General features: G+C 49.8%; 15 protein-coding genes. 10 read left to right on the top strand and 5 right to left on the bottom strand.

Annotated elements, in window-relative coordinates:
• Nucleotides 1–236: hypothetical protein (locus ABD852_RS10095; RefSeq protein WP_345028362.1), on the bottom strand; the 236-nt coding region annotated here is incomplete at its 3' end.
• Between the two features lie 284 nt (nucleotides 237–520).
• Between ABD852_RS10095 and ABD852_RS10090 the strand changes: the two genes are divergently transcribed.
• Nucleotides 521–769: a hypothetical protein gene (locus tag ABD852_RS10090; protein WP_345028359.1), complete on the top strand. Its 249-nt coding sequence runs from the start codon at nucleotides 521–523 to the stop codon at nucleotides 767–769.
• 68 nt (nucleotides 770–837) lie between these two features.
• Here ABD852_RS10090 and ABD852_RS10085 read toward each other — a convergent pair whose 3' ends face one another.
• Nucleotides 838–3,282 carry a ribonucleoside-diphosphate reductase subunit alpha gene (locus ABD852_RS10085; RefSeq protein WP_345028358.1) on the bottom strand — a complete coding sequence of 815 codons (2,445 nt, stop codon included), beginning with the start codon at nucleotides 3,280–3,282 and terminating at the stop codon, nucleotides 838–840.
• A 592-nt stretch (nucleotides 3,283–3,874) separates the two neighbouring features.
• Between ABD852_RS10085 and ABD852_RS10080 the strand changes: the two genes are divergently transcribed.
• The 6 genes from ABD852_RS10080 to ABD852_RS10055 all read left to right on the top strand — a co-directional run bounded on the left by ABD852_RS10080 (nucleotide 3,875) and on the right by ABD852_RS10055 (nucleotide 13,037).
• Nucleotides 3,875–5,533, top strand: coding sequence for a UxaA family hydrolase (locus tag ABD852_RS10080; RefSeq protein WP_345028357.1), 1,659 nt, complete (start codon nucleotides 3,875–3,877; stop codon nucleotides 5,531–5,533).
• 48 nt (nucleotides 5,534–5,581) lie between these two features.
• Nucleotides 5,582–6,085 carry a hypothetical protein gene (locus ABD852_RS10075; protein WP_345028356.1) on the top strand — a complete coding sequence of 168 codons (504 nt, stop codon included), beginning with the start codon at nucleotides 5,582–5,584 and terminating at the stop codon, nucleotides 6,083–6,085.
• A 216-nt stretch (nucleotides 6,086–6,301) separates the two neighbouring features.
• Nucleotides 6,302–8,413 (top strand): peptidylprolyl isomerase, encoded by a 2,112-nt coding sequence (locus ABD852_RS10070; RefSeq protein WP_345028355.1) that lies wholly within the window; start codon nucleotides 6,302–6,304, stop codon nucleotides 8,411–8,413.
• A 181-nt stretch (nucleotides 8,414–8,594) separates the two neighbouring features.
• On the top strand, nucleotides 8,595–9,923 hold the full coding sequence (xylA, locus tag ABD852_RS10065; RefSeq protein WP_345028354.1) for a xylose isomerase: 1,329 nt from the start codon (nucleotides 8,595–8,597) through the stop codon (nucleotides 9,921–9,923).
• A 283-nt stretch (nucleotides 9,924–10,206) separates the two neighbouring features.
• Nucleotides 10,207–12,393, top strand: coding sequence for a glutamine synthetase III family protein (locus ABD852_RS10060; protein ID WP_345028353.1), 2,187 nt, complete (start codon nucleotides 10,207–10,209; stop codon nucleotides 12,391–12,393).
• An 89-nt stretch (nucleotides 12,394–12,482) separates the two neighbouring features.
• Nucleotides 12,483–13,037: a hypothetical protein gene (locus ABD852_RS10055; RefSeq protein WP_345028352.1), complete on the top strand. Its 555-nt coding sequence runs from the start codon at nucleotides 12,483–12,485 to the stop codon at nucleotides 13,035–13,037.
• Between the two features lie 102 nt (nucleotides 13,038–13,139).
• Here ABD852_RS10055 and ABD852_RS10050 read toward each other — a convergent pair whose 3' ends face one another.
• Nucleotides 13,140–14,582: a hypothetical protein gene (locus tag ABD852_RS10050; RefSeq protein ID WP_345028351.1), complete on the bottom strand. Its 1,443-nt coding sequence runs from the start codon at nucleotides 14,580–14,582 to the stop codon at nucleotides 13,140–13,142.
• Nucleotides 14,583–14,815: 233 nt separating this feature from the next.
• The gene (locus tag ABD852_RS10045; protein ID WP_345028350.1) at nucleotides 14,816–15,859 is read right to left on the bottom strand and encodes a sensor histidine kinase; all 1,044 of its coding nucleotides are present in this window, start codon (nucleotides 15,857–15,859) and stop codon (nucleotides 14,816–14,818) included.
• 163 nt (nucleotides 15,860–16,022) lie between these two features.
• Here ABD852_RS10045 and ABD852_RS10040 point away from each other — a divergent pair, with 163 nt between their 5' ends.
• A complete protein-coding gene (locus ABD852_RS10040) occupies nucleotides 16,023–16,751 on the top strand; it encodes a LytR/AlgR family response regulator transcription factor (RefSeq protein ID WP_345028349.1) in 729 nt (242 codons plus the stop codon).
• Here ABD852_RS10040 and ABD852_RS10035 read toward each other — a convergent pair.
• The gene (locus tag ABD852_RS10035) at nucleotides 16,744–17,226 is read right to left on the bottom strand and encodes a lipocalin family protein (protein WP_345028348.1); all 483 of its coding nucleotides are present in this window, start codon (nucleotides 17,224–17,226) and stop codon (nucleotides 16,744–16,746) included. The genes ABD852_RS10040 and ABD852_RS10035 overlap by 8 nt on opposite strands.
• A gap of 276 nt (nucleotides 17,227–17,502) precedes the next feature.
• Here ABD852_RS10035 and ABD852_RS10030 point away from each other — a divergent pair, with 276 nt between their 5' ends.
• Together ABD852_RS10030 and ABD852_RS10025 are read left to right on the top strand one after the other, a co-directional pair.
• The gene (locus tag ABD852_RS10030; RefSeq protein WP_345028347.1) at nucleotides 17,503–18,516 is read left to right on the top strand and encodes a carboxypeptidase-like regulatory domain-containing protein; all 1,014 of its coding nucleotides are present in this window, start codon (nucleotides 17,503–17,505) and stop codon (nucleotides 18,514–18,516) included.
• A 63-nt stretch (nucleotides 18,517–18,579) separates the two neighbouring features.
• Nucleotides 18,580–18,978: a nuclear transport factor 2 family protein gene (locus ABD852_RS10025; RefSeq protein WP_345028346.1), complete on the top strand. Its 399-nt coding sequence runs from the start codon at nucleotides 18,580–18,582 to the stop codon at nucleotides 18,976–18,978.
• The last annotated feature ends 85 nt before the right edge of the window (nucleotides 18,979–19,063 follow it).

Raw genomic sequence — 19,063 nt, 5'->3', positions numbered from 1 at the left:
TCCGTTTGTAAACCCTGATCTTCACGACCTGAAAAACCGAAGCCTCTCAAATCAACCAGGCAAACAGATTTGTTATATGAGCTTTTGTACTTGTATGACTCTTGTTTCTGTCTTTCCCAACACGTCAAAGAACTTTTTGCCTTTTTGTCTTTACTATCGCTTCCGGTTTCTAATTTAAAGCCTGATCTCTCAATCAAAACCCCTTCAAAACCCACGACCCCAAAACCTTTCGGCAAGTGCTTAAGAACTCGTTTGTCCTTAAAATTTTATCCCCTTCTACCGACCCGCTTCCTTTTTTCTAAACCCGATTCGTTCAACCGGGATGCAAAGGTGGCAGATCAGTTCGTATTATCCAAATGTCAACACAGAAATATTTTTGAGATTTACCTAAAAATTCTTTCAATCCACTGTTCTTAAATCACTTAAGCAGCAAAAAAAATATTAAACTTTTTTCGCTCCCTTTTTATGCCTCTTTCCGGCTTACGGACGGAGATAGATAACGACCAAAATGTTCCTGTTATTGTACCAAATTAATTTTTCCTTTTTCGACGGCTTTTTACTGCAGACGGCACAGAAATTGAAAAAAGAGTGGGCCGGCGTATTGAAATCCGGCCCGCGTACCGGAGAAATAGCGGCCACTATCGTTCAAAACAAGCCGGCAGAAGCCTCAATGTCCCCGCAAAAAGCGACAGGCGGACACATCGGCGGCAGGACTTTCGTCAACAGCCTCCCTAAAATATCGCCGCCTACAGGCGTTTATGGCCCGTAAGCACACAAAAAAAGCACCCCGGCTGGTATAGCCGGGGTGCTTTTACTTCCAGGATGAGCAAGCCTGCGCTATGAGCCGCACGCTTCACACCCTTCCGGATTGTCCAGCGAGCACTGCATGTCTGCCCTGTTGTCACGCTTAGGCGCAGCAACAGCGTGCTCCTCGGCGTATTTTTCATAATCCATATGCTTTTCCTGCACCGCTCCCACGGCCGCTTCAATTTGCGGTTCGGCCTGGCGTTGCACAGTGAACTGTATCGGTGCGGCGGCAGCCCGGGTACGCAGATAATACATACCGGTCTTCAGTCCCTTCTTCCAGGCGTGGAAATGCATGGAAGTAAGCTTACCGAAGTTGGGTTCCTCCATAAATATATTCAGCGATTGAGACTGGCAGATATAAGCTCCCCGATCGGCGGCCATATCCAGCAGGGTACGCTGTTTAATTTCCCACGCAGTTTTGTAAAGGTCTTTCACATGCTGCGGGATATTCGGGATCGTCTGCACCGACCCGTTCGCCAGGATCAGCATGTTTTTCATATCTTCATTCCAGAGTCCCAGCTGAATAAGGTCTTTCAACAGGTACTTGTTTACCACCACAAACTCGCCGGACAACACCCTTCTTACATAAATATTAGACGTAAAGGGTTCGAAACATTCGTTGTTTCCAAGAATCTGGCTGGTTGACGCCGTCGGCATCGGAGCGAGCAACAGTGAGTTCCGTACACCGAACTTCACCACCTGTTTGCGGAGATCATCCCAATCCCAGCGCTTGCTTTCAGGCTTCACTCCCCACATGTCAAACTGGAAGATCCCTTGCGAGACCGGGCTTCCGGCCCAGGTTTCATAGGGGCCGTCCGCCTTGGCCAATTCCATCGAAGCTTCCATGGCGCCGAAATAAATCGTCTCATGGATATCCTTATTAAGCTGTTTCGCTTCTTCCGAGTCGAAAGGCATGCGCATCAGGCAGAATGCGTCTGCCAATCCCTGCACGCCAATTCCGATAGGCCGATGCCGCTTATTGCTCTTCTCGGCTTCCGGAACCGGGTAATAATTGAGATCAATAATCTTATTGAGGTTCCGGGTAATCACCTTGGTAATCTCGTACAGGCGCTGGTGATCAAATTTCACAAAGCCATTCTGTGCTTCCACCACGAACTTGGGCAGGGCAATAGAAGCGAGGTTACAAACTGCAACTTCATCCGGCGCGGTATATTCAATAATTTCTGTACAAAGGTTCGAAGACTTGATTGTACCCAGGTTTTTCTGGTTCGACTTGGAGTTGGCGTGATCCTTGAACAACATATAAGGTGTTCCGGTCTCGATTTGCGACTCCATTATAGACACCCACAGATCCTGGGCTTTGACCGTCTTGCGGGCTTTGCCTTCGCGCTCGTATTGTTCGTACAACTTTTCGAACTCCTCTCCATGTGTATCGGAAAGCCCTGGGCACTCATGGGGACATAACAGCGACCAGGTATCGCCTGATTCCACGCGCTTCATGAAAAGGTCGGGTATCCAGAGCGCGAAAAACAGATCGCGGGCCCGAAGCTCTTCTTTTCCATGGTTCTTACGCAGATCCAGGAATTCAAAAATATCGGCATGCCAGGGTTCCAGGTAAATGGCAAACGACCCTTTCCGCTTTCCGCCCCCCTGGTCTACATAACGGGCAGTATCATTAAAGACGCGCAGCATTGGCACGATACCGTTCGATGTTCCGTTGGTACCTTTAATATAGGAGCCGGTTGCTCTTATATTATGGATAGACAACCCGATGCCACCGGCCGACTGCGAAATCAGCGCGCACTGCTTCAGGGTATCGTAGATTCCGTCAATACTGTCTTCCTTCATAGTAAGCAGGAAGCAGGATGACATCTGGGGTTTCGGCGTTCCTGCATTGAAAAGCGTAGGCGTTGCATGGGTAAACCAGCGTTCCGAAAGCAGGTTATAAGTCTCGATGGCTGCATTCAGGTCCTTTTTGTGAATCCCGATGGCTACGCGCATCAGCATATGCTGCGGTCTCTCGGCTATCTTGCCGTCCACTTTTAAAAGGTATGACTTCTCCAGCGTCTTATAACCGAAATAATCATAACCGTAATCCCGGTCATAAATAATAGTCGAGTCAAGCAGAGCCGCATTCTGCCGCACTACGTCATAAACATCTTTGGAGATAAGCGCCGCATTCTCCCCGGTCTTGGTATCTACATAAGTATACAACCGCTTCATGGTAGCCGAAAACGACTTCAGCGTGTTCTTGTGCAGGTTGGAAATGGCGATCCGGGCTGCGAGAATAGCATAATCGGGATGGCGTGTGGTCATAGAGGCTGCCGTCTCGGCAGCGAGATTGTCCAGCTCCGCCGTTGTTACACCGTCGTAAATACCAGTAACCACTTTCTTGGCTACTTCTACAGGCTGTACAAACCTGGCGTCCAAACCGTAATACAATTTCTCGATCCTGGCCGTAATCTTATCGAATTTAACCGATTCCCTACGACCATCGCGCTTAATTACATACATCGCGTGCGGCTATTTTATTAATGGGGTGAAACACTTTGACCTTTGAAAAACCCTTCCTGGAGCAACCGGGAACAGCGCTCCGAAGCGGTGAATTTTTTCATGAAATAAGAACTTTCCGGCCAAAAAAGCAAGCCGGATTCCGGAAGCTTTTTTTTTCGGCTACAAATAATCTAAATACCACTAAACCAAACAAATACATAAGAGGCTATCGGCTAGCAATTTATGAAACCGGATACCCAAAAAGCATTAACAGAATAATACCAGAACAATTTTTTACCATTAAAAAACGAAGCCAATACCCCTCCGGAAAAGAGGATTTTTCTTACGCGCGCACGAGGCCCCGGGGATACGCCTTCCCGGCTGCAAATGCATGCAACGATTTGACTATCAGCGATCAAGAAAAAAGCAACTATCCCTGCCCGGCGGTGTTCCCCGCTCAGTCTCAGGCCGAAACCCGATTTTCCGGAGTCCAATCCGCACGATAACAATTAAACCTTTAATTTTGCACCGTTTCAGTTTACTAAACCTAAAAAGTCGTCCATGTGTACAGTCAGGTACTAGAGCCGACAAAACAAACATTTCACAGCGAAAAATGGGATCCCCGGTTTTAAAGATCAATACGAAAGACAATGCAATAGTAGCCCTTAGAACGCTTCCGGCCGGCAGTACGGTCGACTGGGATGGTGTGTCTTACCACCTTCCCTACGAAGTAGGCGCTAAACACAAGTTTGTAACTGAGGACCTGGCTCCCGGCGACGGGGTTTATATGTATGGCGTCCTGGTAGGCCGCGCCTCCCAACCTATAAAAAAAGGAGAGCCGATTACTACCTTTAACCTGAAACATGATTCGGAACCCTACAGCACCGACAAGCGGGTGCCCTATTCCTGGTCGCCCCTCGATGTTGAAAAGTGGAAAAACCGCACCTTTAATGGCTATCATAGAGCCGACGGCCGCGTAGGTACCTACAATTACTGGCTGGTTGTCCCGCTCGTTTTCTGCGAAAACAGGAATGTACTGATCTTAAAAGACGCGTTTGAGCGCGAACTCGGATATGCCCAGCCGGAAATTTACCGGAACCAGGTGCAGGACCTGCTCCGGATCTACCGCGACTCCGGTTCGGTTGCCGGGCTGGAAGAAATTCCTCTTTTTGCAGAAGCCGCCACAAAACCTTCATTCCGCGACCGTGTATTCCGGAATGTGGACGGCATTAAATTCCTCACGCACGAGGGCGGTTGCGGCGGAACAAGGTTCGACGCCCAGACGCTTTGCTCTCTTTTCGCAGCCTACGCCGTTCACCCCAACGTTGCGGGCATCACCGTGCTGAGCCTCGGATGCCAGAATTCGGAGGCAAAAATTCTCCAGGATGAAATTCAGAAGCGGGACCCGAATTTTGATAAACCCTACTATTTCTTCGAACATCAGAACGGGACCGAATATTCATTGATGTCGAACGCGATACGCCAGACTTTTTCGGGCCTCACGCAAATCAACAAATTCGAGCGCGAGCCGGCTCCGCTGTCCAAACTCTCCGTCGGGTTGAAATGCGGGGGATCCGATGGTTTTTCCGGAATCTCGGCCAATCCGGTCCTGGGGCATCTCTCCGACCTGGTGGTTTCGCTAGGGGGGCAAACGCTTCTGGCTGAATTCCCGGAACTGAACGGTGTGGAACAAGAATTGATCAATCGCTGCGTAACGACGGAAAAGGCAGCAAAGTTCGAAAAACTGATGCGCGATTACGCCGGGAAAGCCGAAGACGCCGGTTCATCGTTCGCCTTCAATCCTTCACCGGGCAATATCAAGGACGGGCTCATTACAGACGCCATCAAATCGGCAGGCGCAGCAAAAAAAGGCGGGAACGCCTATGTGTCGGACGTACTCAACTACACCGAACGGGCGGAAACACCCGGGCTGCAGCTGGTCTGCACACCAGGCAACGATGTGGAAGCCACCACGGGGCAGACTGCCGCCGGCGCCAATATCATTCTCTTTACCACCGGGCTGGGCACCCCTACCGGTAACCCCATCTGTCCGGTGATGAAAGTTGCCACCAACTCTTCGCTCGCCAAAAGAATGCCTGATGTGATTGATTTCGATTGCGGACCGGTGGTTTCGGGAGAACAGACGATCGCCCAAAATGCTGAGGCATTGCTCGAGGTGGTAATCAAAACCGCCAGCGGTGAAGTCCTTACCAAGGCGCAGCAGCTAGGCCAGGACGACTTTATCCCCTGGAAAAGAGGTGTTTCCCTATAAACGGCCAACCGCTACTTGTTGAACTAAAATAACTGTAATAAAAAGTCAATGTCATTTCCAGAAACCGGCGAAAACCGGCCTGTCCGGCCCCCTTCCCTTACGATCCTTTGCCTGCTTTCGTTCATCAGCGCCTTTACCGGGCTCTGGCGGCAAGCGGACCAGCTTTGGAGCCCGGGCCGGGCGTCGGTCCAAATCCAGGAGACGTTTCATACCATTCTTGACCGTATGGAGAGCCAGCTTCCCGACGATCAGAGTAAGGAGGCAGCTTTATCCGTTTTTGAATCCGTAGGAGAAAGCCTTACCCCGGAGACGCTTCGCAAGTCGGCCATTATTATGCTTATCTATGAGTCACTGACCCTCTTCGGCGCTTATTATATGTTTCAATTACAGCGGCGCGGCTATAAGTTATACATGGGCGGAATCGCGGTCGGACTGCTTGGATCGACTCTTGTAATTGGCGGAATGACGGGCATCGTGCTGACTTTCGGCAGCCTTTTCTTCAGCCTTCTTTTCCTTTTGCTTTATCGGCTGCATTTGAAGTATATGTATTGAGGGGTGAGGTATGAGGGGTGAGGTATGAGGTGTGAGGTGTGGGGAGGTTTAGGGGCTTGTGGAGTTGCAGGGGGCGCGCGCGGATTGCATAGGTCGTGGCTGCGGTCCGAATCCTTTCGCTAGGGATAAAATAATATAAAAAAACGGGTTGATGCAAAACTTGTTTTCTAGTCATAAATACTTTTATTTTGCCGGTCGAAATTTGAAAACTAATCAATGGCTTTAATTAACAAAATCAGAGAAAAATCGGGAATTGCGGTGACAGTCATCGCCGTGAGTCTCATATTTTTCATTGTGGGCGGTGATTTGCTGGGTCCCAGAAGTTTCTTTGGAGGCAACAACACCACGGTTGGGGAGATAAGGGGTAAAAAAATAGATTATAAGGACTTCCAGGAGCGGGTAGATGCCGTGAAACGGAACTATGAAGCGCAGGTAGGACGTGCGGCCAATGAAGCCGAAGTAAATCAAATGCGCGAACAGGCCTGGATGCAGTTTATTTCCGAGTACGCCTACGAAGACGAATACAAAAAACTCGGCCTGAAAGTTACTGATGACGAGACTGTTGATATGGTTCAGGGTGACCATCTCAGCCCTTCCATTATACAGGCATTTACGGATCCTTCTACCGGTGCATTCAATAAAAACGGCGTAGTAGAGTACCTCCGTAACCTGAAAACTCTGGGCCCTGCCCAACAGGCTTCATGGGTACAGTTCGAGGAAGGCCTTAAAATGGAACGTCTCCGCCAGAAACTTGAGAAGCTTCTTTCTTCCTCGGTATATGTAACCAAGGCAGAAGCGGAAAAAGAATACGTTGCCTCTGCAGGGAAATCTGTAGTCGACTACCTGTACGTTCCCTACTATTCGGTAGCGGATTCGACTATCTCGGTATCAGACAGCCAGTTAGGCGATTACCTGAAAAGCCACAGCAAACAATACAAGGGAGTTGACAGCCGTACCGTACAGTACGTGACCTTCCCTATTATGCCGTCTAAAGAAGACAGCACCCAGCTTTACGACCAGATTAAGCTGCTTGCCAAAGAACTGGCGACCACAACCAACGACTCTACGTTTGTCCGCGTAAATTCAGACGTGCAGCTGCCGCTTTACCAGTCTTACGCGAACATGAGCGATCAGCTGAAAGAAGCTGTGAAGACTTTTGTTCCTGGTGGTGTGTTTGGTCCCTACCGTGAAGGAAATACCTATTACATTTACAAATACGGAGGAACAAAGACCGACACTGTTTATTCCGTGAAGGCGAGCCATATCCTGATCCGTTTCGACAACCCGTCGGATTCCGCCAAAGCGGAAAGCAGGAAAAAGGCTGAGTCCATTCTGGCACAAATCCGTGGCGGGGCAAGTTTCGAAGCTATGGCCATGGCCAATAGCGCTGACCAGGGATCTGCACAACGTGGCGGTGACCTGGGGTATTTCCAGAACAACGGCACTATGGTGAAGCCTTTTGAAGAGGCTGTATTCTCCCATCCGGGTACCGGCTTGATCAACCGGGTAATTGAAAGCCAGTTTGGCTACCACATTATCAAGGTAACCGAGGCAAAAACCAACACGCTTTACCGGCTGGCTTCTATCGGCAAAACCATTATTCCGAGCCAGGCTACACGCGACGAGGTTTACAACAAAGCCAGCCAATTCGCCCTGGAGTCTAAATCCGCAGAACAGTTCACTGAAAAGGCGAAAAAAGAAAACCTGCACATCTCTACCGCAAGCCGTTTGCTGGAATCGTCCAACAACATCAATGCAATTGCTGACGGAAGGGAAATCGTTCGCTGGGCATTCGCGGATAAAACCGACCTCAATAAGGTTTCCCAGGTTTTCGAAACCGAGGAACAATACGTAGTTGCGGTGGTTACCAACAAAACCGATAAGAAAAACGTGAAGGTGAACGATTTCCGTACCGAAATCACGGAGAAGGTCCGTAACCGGTTGAAAGCGGAGAAAATTATCGGTCAACTGAAAGATTCAAAAGGTGAACTCGACGCTATTTCGTCTAAATACGGGCCGGGATCGATTGTAGAAAAAGACGTGGAAGTTAACCTGTTGACCGGCATGCTGAAAGGCGCAGGCTTTGACCCGCAGGCAGCCGGAAAGGCAGTCGGATTAAAGGCCGGCAAGAGAATGGGCCCGTTTGAAGGTGAGAACGGCGTATTCATTATCCAATCGAAATCTACCGAACCGGCTCCTGAAATTGCCGACTATTCGCAATACAAAAACCAGCTGTTGATGAACAAATCGGGCAGTGTGCCTTATCTCATCAACGAAGCGGTTCAGGAGAGCGCCAACATCGTCGATAACAGAGCGAGATTTTATTAAAATAAATTTGCCTGATAGTTTCAAAACGGTCAACAATTAGATGTTGACCGTTTTTTTGTTTTAGTAGCTATGGAGCATACGCAATGCTTTCGCCAGCTTTAAAATTAAAATGTCATAAAAACACTTCATACTCGCATTATTTTTCTTTTTATTTGTACGCTCACCTTACATCTTTCATCTTATGGGTATAATACTTGGAGACCGGGAATATTTCAAAGGAATAGGTCAAATTGCTTACGAAGGTCCGGATACCGATAATCCGCTGGCCTATCGCTGGTACGATGCCAAAAAAGTAGTGGCCGGCAAAACACTGGAGGAACATCTCCGGTTTGCGGTAGCCTACTGGCATTCGTTCAACGGCAACGGCGGTGACCCCTTTGGCGGCCGGACGCATTTTTACCCCTGGGACGAAAAGAAGGATAAAATAGCGCGAGCCAGGGACAAAGCCGATGCGGCATTCGAATTCATGTCGAAATTAGGCCTGCCCTATTACTGCTTTCATGACGTTGATGTGGTGGACTATGACGGCACGGTGCTGGAAAACGAAAAGTCCCTTAACACGTTAACCGAGTACCTGCGCGAGAAGCAAAAAGCATCGGGAGTGAAATTGCTTTGGGGCACTGCCAACCTTTTCAGTCATGAGCGCTTCATGAACGGCGCCACTACCAATCCTGACTTTTCCGTAGTGACCTATGCGGCGGCACAGATCAAAATAGCGCTTGACGCAACGATTGCACTCGGCGGTGAGAACTATGTCTTCTGGGGCGGACGCGAAGGGTATATGTCTCTGCTGAATACCGATATGAAAAGGGAGCAGGCACATTTTGCAGAAATATTGAAACTATCTATTCAATACGCCCGGGAAAAAGGCTTTAAAGGAAAGTTCTTTATAGAGCCCAAGCCCTGCGAACCCACCAAACACCAGTATGATTACGACGCCGCGACCGTGATCGGATTCCTCCGGCAATATGATCTCCTGGACGACCTTTCGCTAAACCTGGAAGTAAACCATGCCACCCTGGCAGGCCATACTTTCCAGCACGAGCTCCAGGTTGCGGCCGACGCCGGCCTGCTCGGCTCGCTGGATGCCAATCGCGGCGACTACCAGAACGGATGGGATACCGACCAGTTTCCAAATGACCTGATGGAATGGACGGAATCTTTCCTGATTATCCTCCGGGCAGGCGGCCTGCAGGGCGGTGGCATCAATTTCGACGCAAAGAGAAGGCGGAACTCGACCGATACCGCGGATCTTTTCCACGCCCATATCGGCGGAGCCGACACTCTTGCCCGCGCCCTGATTACAGCGGACAGAATCAGGCAGCACGGTGCGCTTGACCAGTTCAGAAGCGAGCGTTACAACAGTTTTGACCAAGGCGACGGCAAGCGCTTTGAAGAAGGCCGGCTTGACCTGAAAAAGCTCTATCAGCTGGCATCCGAAAACCCGGAGCCCCGCATGATCTCCGGGCGCCAGGAATATCTTGAAAACCTCATCAACCGGTTTATCTGAGCCTGGTAAGCGATATACCGACAGGCCGGCCGGAGATGGAACTCCGGCCGGCTTTTTTATTGTACGCAACCTTTCCGGGAGGTACACGCAACGGCACTCGATGGTGAGCCAAACAATTTTGCCGGAAAGCATACCGTTCCCCACCCAAAAAAAACTTAACTTTCGCGTTTTGCGCATTGCGACGGTTTTCTTCGGTATGCCCGGGACTACGGTCCCGTCGCCGGTCTGGATTACCAGCGCCAGAAAACATGAAACCAGCTTTTCTTAATAACTAACGGACAAAATGTCTCATCGAGAGAAATCTATTGAAATTGCGCTTGGCAGAACGCCTTTGTCATTCACACCTCCGGCCGAAAAAATAACAGATCTGTTTGCCTCCGACACTTTCAGCGAGGACGTCATGCGGTCGCTTCTATCACCGGAAGCCTTGCAAAAAGTAGAGAACGCGATGCGCGGCGGTACGCCGATGGACCGCGATGTAGCAGAAGAAGTAGCGACCGCAATGCGTTCCTGGGCTAGCTCAAAAGGCGCCACCCATTACACGCACTGGTTTCAGCCGCTGACCGGCACCACTGCCGAAAAACACGATTCTTTTTTTGACCTCGATTCGCGGGGAAAAGCCATAGAAAAATTCAAGGGGAGCGCATTGGTCCAACAGGAACCCGACGCTTCCTCTTTCCCAAGCGGAGGCCTCCGCGCTACCTTCGAAGCGCGTGGCTACACCGGATGGGACCCGAGCTCACCGGCTTTCCTGATGAACAACGGCGCCGGCGGAAAGACGCTTTGTATCCCCTCCGTATACATTGCCTACACCGGCGAAGCGCTCGACTATAAAACGCCGTTGCTACGCTCCATACACGCAGTGGATAAAGCCGCTACTGCAGTTTGCCAATATTTCAACCGGGACGTTTCAAGGGTCATTACCAATGTAGGAATTGAACAGGAATACTTCCTGGTCGATAAAGCCCTGTATTTCGCCCGTCCGGACCTGGTAATGACGGGCAGGACGGTATTCGGGCATAGCCCGGCACGGGGGCAACAACTGGAAGACCACTATTTCGGTTCCATTTCCACGCGTGTAAATGCCTTTATGGTAGATTTTGAATTCGAAGCGCTGAAACTAGGGATTCCCTTGCGGACACGTCATAACGAAGTGGCGCCGGGCCAGTATGAATGCGCGCCGACTTTTGAAGACATGAACCTGGCAGTTGACCACGCGGCTCTCCTGATGGACCTCATGCAAAAGGTCGCCGAGCGGCACGGCTACAAGGTGCTTTTCCATGAGAAACCATTCGCAGGCATCAACGGGAGCGGAAAGCACAACAACTGGTCCATCGCGACCGACACAGGCATTAACCTGCTGCAACCCACTACCAAACCGAAAGAAAACCTTCGCTTTTTCACCTTCCTGGTCAACGTAATCAAAGCCGTTCACGACCATGCAGACCTGCTGAGGGCTTCCATTGCATCGGCGAGCAACGAGTATCGCCTGGGCGCCCACGAGGCGCCACCGTCTATCATTTCGGTCTTCCTGGGCGCAGGCCTGACAAAAATGCTGGACGACCTGATGAACCGCGGCGAAGTTGAGCTTGAAAAAGGGGAAAACTTCTATTATAAAATCGGTATCAGCAGGATCCCCAACCTGACGCGCGACAATACCGACCGCAACCGTACTTCTCCCTTTGCCTTTACCGGCAATAAATTTGAGTACCGCGCGGTCGGCAGCAACGCCAACAGTGCCTCCGCCATGATCGTCCTCAACACAATAGTAGCCAACCAGCTCATCCAGTTCAAAAATGACCTGGAAGTGAAACTGCAGGCCGGGGAGGACAAGAAGGTAGCGATTGTAGACATCCTGAAGCAATACTATAAAGATTCCAAAGCGATATTGTTCGAAGGAAACGGGTACTCGGAAGAATGGAAGACAGAAGCCGCCGCCCGTGGCCTGACCAATATCACGAACGCCTACGAGGCATTGGCCTGCTATACGGCTGATTCTTCGGTGGAAGTGTTCGAAAAAACAGGAGTTCTCTCGGAAAGGGAATTGAAAGCCCGTTATGAGATCGAGTTGGAAAATTACGTAAAGCACATCCAGATCGAGTCGCGCGTGATAGAGGACCTTTCTCTTAACCACATCATGTCGACCTGTGTGAAATACCAGTTCAAACTGGCTCAGACTGCGAGGTCCCTGACTGAAATGAACATGCTGGACGAAGCTCAGCCCATCAAAGAAGTGGTTTCCGATATTTCGCGGCATGTGACGGTTATCAAGAAGCTTGTTTACGAGATGATCGAAAGCCGGAAAAAAGCCAACCATACGGCAGAACTGACCGAAAAAGCCAAACTCTACGGATCGGAGGTAAAAGGCTATTTTGAGAAAATAAGGTACCATGTCGACAAGCTTGAGTTGCTGATCGACAACGAAGACTGGCCCCTGGTGAAATACCGGGAGTTGTTATTTATTAAATAGCAAAGCGGATTCTTTAAGGGAGTGAGGGAAGGCGAGTTCCCGAATTCCCTTATCTTTACTTATGTTTCAATTATTAATAACAACGCATCATGAATCCTGGATTTAGTAAGGAAGAGATCAATAAGTTGCGCGCCGAATGTCAGCAGGAGAAGCGGAACTTTGTTTATGTGGAAGACGAATTCGACGAGGATGAGTCGATTGATGAGCACGCTCACATCCAATTTATCGGAACTTTCAAAGGAGAGGAGACCATCTATGATGCTTTGATCTATACCATCCGGCTGCATCATTCCGCCCTGGTTTACGACCTGGCACTGGAACGCCTGCAAAAGCAAATCCCGGGGTACCTGCCGCCGGAGGAACGCGAAGCCGGGGCAAAAAAATTAAGCATGGAAGAGGAAGAAGAGGCCGAACTGCTGCTTACAGAGCTGATCGACGAAATCGAGGAAAACGAAGAGGTGAAAGTCCAGGAGCACGTAGAGACCGAACCCGACTTCGATTTCGGAATCGGCCTGGAAGTCGGCCTCAATGTTGAGATTATCGACGACGAAATTATCTCGGATTTTATCAATAAGTTCAACGCCAACCAACTGGAACTTGATCCGGGCGTTTACTCCTTCCGGTCCGAAGAGGAAGAAGAATAGAAGCTGCCCCTTCAAAATCAGCGCCGTCCGATCCTGAAGACTCCGGTTTTCCGCTTTCTTCAGGATCGTTTTTTTTCATGCCCATACCTCGGGCATCGGATACTACTTTGTCCGCAGACTCAGACCGATGCGCCCTGAAATCCGCCGGTCGAGATAAGGATCTCCGAATACCCAGCCCTTTGTTTTGTAGGACAAGTCCGTCATGACCGACAACCGGGAGGTCAGCGCATACCGGGGCTGAATCGAGAGTGCCAGCCCGGGAGTTGCCCGGCCGGAACTCCACATCTGATCTTCGGGCTGCATCCAGAGCGACAATTGCGCATGGGCCTGCCAGCGGCTGACTTCGGGCTTTACCAGGTCGTAGCAATGAAAATTCAAAGCCGGCAGCGTCAGTTTTTTGCTTCTGTTAACTCCCAGGCCTACCATCACCCGGCGTTCCCGCATTTCCAGGAAGAAATCTCCGCCTGCATAGTAGCCAAAAGAGGTGGGCAGGCTTCGCAGGGCAAAATTAAAATACTGGCCCGGCCTGAATTGCAACCTATTGATACCCAACAAAAAAGGAGACACAAAGTTCAGATATTGCATTCGGCCTGTTTCCTTTAGAAAGTCCTTCATCTCCCCTGTCAGGTCCGATTCCTTTACGGGGCGCTTGATCCCGATACCGCCCGGCCATTCTCCACGGGCTTCATATGGTTCATGGGGCCTGACAAGGTCATAGATCCACGCCGAAAAGTCATAGCCCGTAAAATCCCTGGCCAGAATATTGGTTTTATCATAGCTCAGGATACTATCGGTGATGGCATTGAATCTGCTGGTAAAAGGCAGGTTCACGTAATTCACGGCATGAATCGTACCCAACAGGGATATGCCCACCATTGGATGAGCGGTTTGACGAAAGAAATTATCTTCCTGCATCCGTTGCAGGAACCGGTATTCCCCCTCCACTCCTGCGGCTGCAAGACGTACCTGGTCTGCCGGGAAATTTTTCTTCAGGTAAACCAGGTCTTCATCCTTCACTCTTGTTACGGCTATATCCAGCCCTTTCCCGAAACTCCATACTTCGTCGTAGCTGTATATATGCCTGGAAGCCATTACCGAGCGATGGAATTCCTCATGTTGAAATGCATACCCATACGGGAGTTTGATCGCCAGGTAGTCAGTACCAAGTGCCGCAATATTGGCCAGCAAGCGATTCAGAATGTACTTTTTGGTATTCACCGGCTTTACGAGTGTGTTCCAGAGAACGTTATGGCCGTAATACAGGCTGCCATGCAGGTTGCGCGCCATATCGGTTGCCTGTGTCATGCTCAGGTTTCGATAAAATTTTCCATAATCCCGGGCCTTGATCGTCCCCGAAAACGGGACATTGCCACCTGCCGACCGGATGGCCTCGGCCCTGGCGGCGTCCGCCATATAAGGCACATCGACGAGATGCATCGACCACTCAAAGGCGGGCGGCAGTGTGTCTTTCACAATAACCTGCGAATATCCTTTACCTGTAAGTGCCCAAAACAGCAGGAAGACTAAAAAGCGGTGCGTAGTCATGAGAGGGGGAAGGAGGTCGGAAATCGGAAATCGGAAATCGGCGCTTATGCTCCAATCTCCCGGTTCCTGATTTCTGATTTCCGATTTCCGATTTCTGATTTCTGATAACCATTTATTTCCTGCAAAGTTATTTGTGCGCCACATTGGCGGTCCCGTTGTTCGACCAACTGCTAAATCAGCAGCCGGGCCTGGCGATTTCGTCGATGAACGGTGCAGGAAGCCGCGGGATTACCTTATGTAATTGGAATATAGAAGCTTATGGACATAGCACCGCGCCCGGTAATGGCGACCTGCAGCTTTTCTCCATATTGTGTTTCAATGCGCTTGGCCGTGTTGGATAACCCTACCCCATCTCCTTTGAACATATCCTCAACGTTACCATGATAGACCAGACCCGTATTCTCTATCCGGAAATAATTTCTTTTGCCTTCGGTACGACAGGTAATCACCACCTTGCCGCCATTGAGGGCAGGTTCAATTGCATGCTTGATGGCATTTTCAACGAGAGGCTGCAGGAGCATGGGCGGAATATACGCCTGACGGTCGCACTTTGCAGAATCGATCTCAAACTCCAGGCGTTTGCCAAACCTGCTTTTTTCCAGCACCAGGTAAGTTTCCATGAACTCAAGCTCTTTCCAGAGCGGGACCAGCTCCTCACGCGTCGCCTGCAATGCATAACGGAAAATATCGGCCAGCTGCGCAATGAGCACTCTTGTATGCTCCTGTTCGACGGGTACCGATGCGCTGATGCTGCTCAAAGTATTGAAAAGGAAATGCGGTTGTATCTGCGCTTTCAAACTATCGATCCTCGCCCGGTAGGCCAGGTCAACAAGTTCCTTTTCCCGTTGCCGCTGCGCCTCCCGCTCCCTGAAAAAAAGATCGATGTGAAGCGAGCTGAATACCTGTATATAGAACAACAGATTGGGACCTATATTCTGGAACATCTGCCGGCCCGTCATCAAAGGCAGCCCTACCTGACGGTTGTAAAACTGGTAGAGAATCACCCACAAAACATAATATAAAATACCGGTCAGGAAATGCAGTGCAAACCTTCGCTTCATGGGCAAGCCGGTCCATTTCCGGAAATGTAGCCACCATACCGGCAGGCAGCATATTGCCATAATCGTACAATCCACGAGCAACTCGCGGAAAAATAACCGCGATGGTCCTTCTGAAAATAATCGGGGGGTACCATACAGGATGCTCATGACCACCAGGCAGAAAATAAAGAGCGCTATCTCCCTTTTTGCATACCTTTTATCTGCCAGTGCCTTCATTTTGATCTTATTGAACTTACATTAATCAAATTCTTTTCCCGCAATTTCCCCGCATACATTCGACCCCTTCCTACCGCCGCTCATCTCCCGAAAACAAAGGTTGGTCTAAAATTAATCCGAATCGCATTTTCCTTTCTTAACTTGGCATGAAACCAACCGGGCTATGGCAAGAAAATCTGTTTTGATCATTGACGATGAAGAGCATGGAAGGGTGCTTGTAAAACAATACCTGAAACCTTACACAGACTATTTTATAGCCGGTGAATGCGTCAACGGCATTGAAGCGATCCAGCAAATTAACCGGCTTGAACCTGATCTTATTTTCCTGGATATCCAGATGCCGGGCGCCAATGGTTTCGAGGTACTGCAACAAATTGAACATGTACCTGAGGTAATTTTCACCACTGCCTACGACAAATATGCCATACAAGCATTTGAAACCAATGCGACGGACTACCTGCTGAAACCATACACGGGCGCCAGGTTTGAAAAAACCATTGCCAAGCTTGGACAGCAGTCGCGTCAATTGCCTTTCACGGTTGCGAACTCCTATTCGAAATCCGTAGCATTTCCCGAAAGACTGCTGGTCGAGCACAAGAAAAGGTTCCGCAATATCGCGGTCGCCGATATTCTCTTCCTCCAGGCTTTTGGCGACTATACAGAAATCCACACCAAAGAAATTACGTTCCTGAACTCCACGGGAATAAGTGCGCTTTCGGCAAAACTGGATCCGGCCATATTCATCCGGATCCACCGCTCCGTAGCCGTCAATGTAACTCATATCGCAGAACTGTACCGGGACATCGGAAAGACTTTCCTGGTCATGGACAACGGGACGGAATTCAATGTGGGCAGAAGTTATCTGCCCTTTATAAAACATCTCATTATCTGACGACATAAGTTGCGGTCAATGCGTGTTCCGTTCCCCGGGTGCTTTTGAACACATGCTTTAGCGTCAGTCGTTTCGCCGAAGATTCCAGTACTTTGGATTCTTCAACTTTGTTGTCCCCCGCCATCGTCAGCATTCCCGTCCTTTCATTGTATTTCCAGGTACCGTCTTCTTTGGCCGGCTCTTCGTCTTCGTCACATTTTTCCGCACCACTAAACCGGATCATCTTTTGATCTTCCCGGAAGAGGAGAAGATCGTCCCTGTCGCAGGGCTCCAGCAGCGGAAAGATATCGGTGTCCGGGGTTCCGTCCAGATCCCAGTCAATGGCCGGCGCGACCATAAATTTTTCCATTTGCCACTTCTTCCCGGTAAACGAAAATTTACCCTGGCCTTCTCCTTCATTCGGCTGAGAATTTACCGAACAGATTACCAGAACCGGAATCATCCGGGTCACGACAGACAATTTGATATGCTTCATATTAATCCAGATTTTTTATACAAATCTCCGCTTCCTCCGGACAATATCTTCAAAAATTCGCCCAACCACATTTTTCGAACCATGAATGTCTTTTTTCACCGTTAAAAACCGACATCGCTTTTTTTATATTTTACGATCTCCCCTCCCTGCGGCAAACCACCGTTACGAACCCGTTCGTCTCCCGAAGCTGCTACTCGACCATCCTCTGTTGTCGTTCGTCGAATAAACCGTCATTCCCTGATTTGAGTCCATAGTTTAGCGGAAAAATCACAAATTATGAAACAACTACTGACACACGGAACGAGCGTACGAATGGCTTCACTTTTTTTCAGCTGCCTGATATTCTACGCATGCTCCAAGGAGAATGACGAGCTGCAACCGGGTGGCGATAACCCGCCCGGCCAGGAAGAAACAAGAACACCGCTTCCTTTTTCCCAACTTCCCGAGCGTACACGGACGCTGAACGTTCCGGAAAACCGCACTTATGTCAACGTAATGGAGAAACAGCGACCGCAGTTACCTGGCTTCAAATCGCTGGCGGTAAAACCGGGTACCCTCCGGGGGTTTGTCAAAGATGTCTTTGGCAGGCCGCTCAAGGACGCCGAAATCGGGGTCCGTTCATCAATTGCCGGCGGGTTGTACAGTTCGGCCACGGGCCGCACCAACCAACAGGGATATTATGAGATTACGGTCCCGGTAGGAAACACCGAAATTTGGGGCGGCAAACTCAATATGTCCTATGAAGGAGGGCAGGCATTCACCTCGCTTTTCCCCGCCGACAGCGCACTGGATGAATTCGTGTCTACCAGAGGGTCCGTAAAAAACTTCGTTTTACTGCCGTATGGAAACGGACGCCCGGATGAAATCGCCAAGGCTCCGCAATGGCCAACCAGCTACATGGGGGGCTCGATCCACCTTTCCTACAACCTGCGTACGGAATCGCTTCCGCTGCCGGGGAGCTTCCCTGTAGGCTCCGTGATTGTGATCAAACTCACTCCGCTCGACCTGGTCCATGCCGATGAAAAAGTAACCTTTATCATCAAAAAACCGGTGCTCAACAATCAACTCTATATCAACAACATTCCGCTGGGGCGCTATGAAATAATGCTGGAAACAAGCGATGGTAAACCCATCACGATGCATGAAAGTATTAATTTGAAAGACCTGTTCGGCATACGCCCGAAACATGCTTTGCACAAGGCGGAGGTGACTTTTATCCCCGGGGACCCGGAAAGCCTGGTATGGTTCGGCAACTGGAAAGAGGTCCCTCTGAACATCGAGCTCAACTAGCGCTTAATACCAGGAATCCCCTTATCAAAACCAGGCACGAACCTGCAAAAATGTTCTATCACGATGACGAATAAAAACATAGCGCTTGTAGAACGAATGTACCAGCTTTTTCATGAAAAGAATGACGTTCTGATCCGCGAACTTTTTTTGGAGAATGTTCAATGGAACCAGATGGAAGGTTTCCCGGGAGGCGGAAAATACCGGGGAATCGACGAAGTTCTCGAATTCATTTTTTCAGGCTTCCGGAATGACTGGACCGATTGGCACGCGCAGACCGAACGCTTTATTGACGGGGGAAGCAGCGTGTTTGCTATCGGCCACTACTCCGGCACCTACCGCTCCACCAACCGACCCGTCCGCGCGGCCTTTATTGGTGAATATGTTATAGAAGGGGGCAAGATTGCGGCATTCCATCAGTATACCGATACCTATCTGATCGCCAGGGCGATGGCGGCAGTCTGACCCTTTTATATTCTCCTGTCATCCCGACGTATCATAAGCTTCGCTTACTCCTGGATCTGGTGACATCTGAATGTACCCAAAAAAG

The sequence above is a fragment of the Ravibacter arvi genome, from assembly GCF_039540405.1.
Lineage (GTDB): Bacteria > Bacteroidota > Bacteroidia > Cytophagales > Spirosomataceae > Ravibacter > Ravibacter arvi.
Note: the sequence above shows the minus strand (reverse complement) of the source record. Positions and strands in the feature narration are given on the sequence as shown.

Bases quoted from the DNA above. Each gene is read 5' to 3' on its own strand.
- ABD852_RS10025 (WP_345028346.1), top strand. From the start codon at position 18,580: ATGACGAATAAAAACATAGCGCTTGTAGAACGAATGTACCAGCTTTTT.
- ABD852_RS10080 (WP_345028357.1), top strand. From the start codon at position 3,875: ATGGGATCCCCGGTTTTAAAGATCAATACGAAAGACAATGCAATAGTA.
- ABD852_RS10045 (WP_345028350.1), bottom strand. From the start codon at position 15,859: ATGAAGGCACTGGCAGATAAAAGGTATGCAAAAAGGGAGATAGCGCTC.
- xylA (WP_345028354.1), top strand. From the start codon at position 8,595: ATGGGTATAATACTTGGAGACCGGGAATATTTCAAAGGAATAGGTCAA.
- ABD852_RS10075 (WP_345028356.1), top strand. From the start codon at position 5,582: ATGTCATTTCCAGAAACCGGCGAAAACCGGCCTGTCCGGCCCCCTTCC.
- ABD852_RS10060 (WP_345028353.1), top strand. From the start codon at position 10,207: ATGTCTCATCGAGAGAAATCTATTGAAATTGCGCTTGGCAGAACGCCT.
- ABD852_RS10050 (WP_345028351.1), bottom strand. From the start codon at position 14,582: ATGACTACGCACCGCTTTTTAGTCTTCCTGCTGTTTTGGGCACTTACA.
- ABD852_RS10030 (WP_345028347.1), top strand. From the start codon at position 17,503: ATGAAACAACTACTGACACACGGAACGAGCGTACGAATGGCTTCACTT.
- ABD852_RS10070 (WP_345028355.1), top strand. From the start codon at position 6,302: ATGGCTTTAATTAACAAAATCAGAGAAAAATCGGGAATTGCGGTGACA.
- ABD852_RS10055 (WP_345028352.1), top strand. From the start codon at position 12,483: ATGAATCCTGGATTTAGTAAGGAAGAGATCAATAAGTTGCGCGCCGAA.
- ABD852_RS10040 (WP_345028349.1), top strand. From the start codon at position 16,023: ATGGCAAGAAAATCTGTTTTGATCATTGACGATGAAGAGCATGGAAGG.
- ABD852_RS10035 (WP_345028348.1), bottom strand. From the start codon at position 17,226: ATGAAGCATATCAAATTGTCTGTCGTGACCCGGATGATTCCGGTTCTG.
- ABD852_RS10085 (WP_345028358.1), bottom strand. From the start codon at position 3,282: ATGTATGTAATTAAGCGCGATGGTCGTAGGGAATCGGTTAAATTCGAT.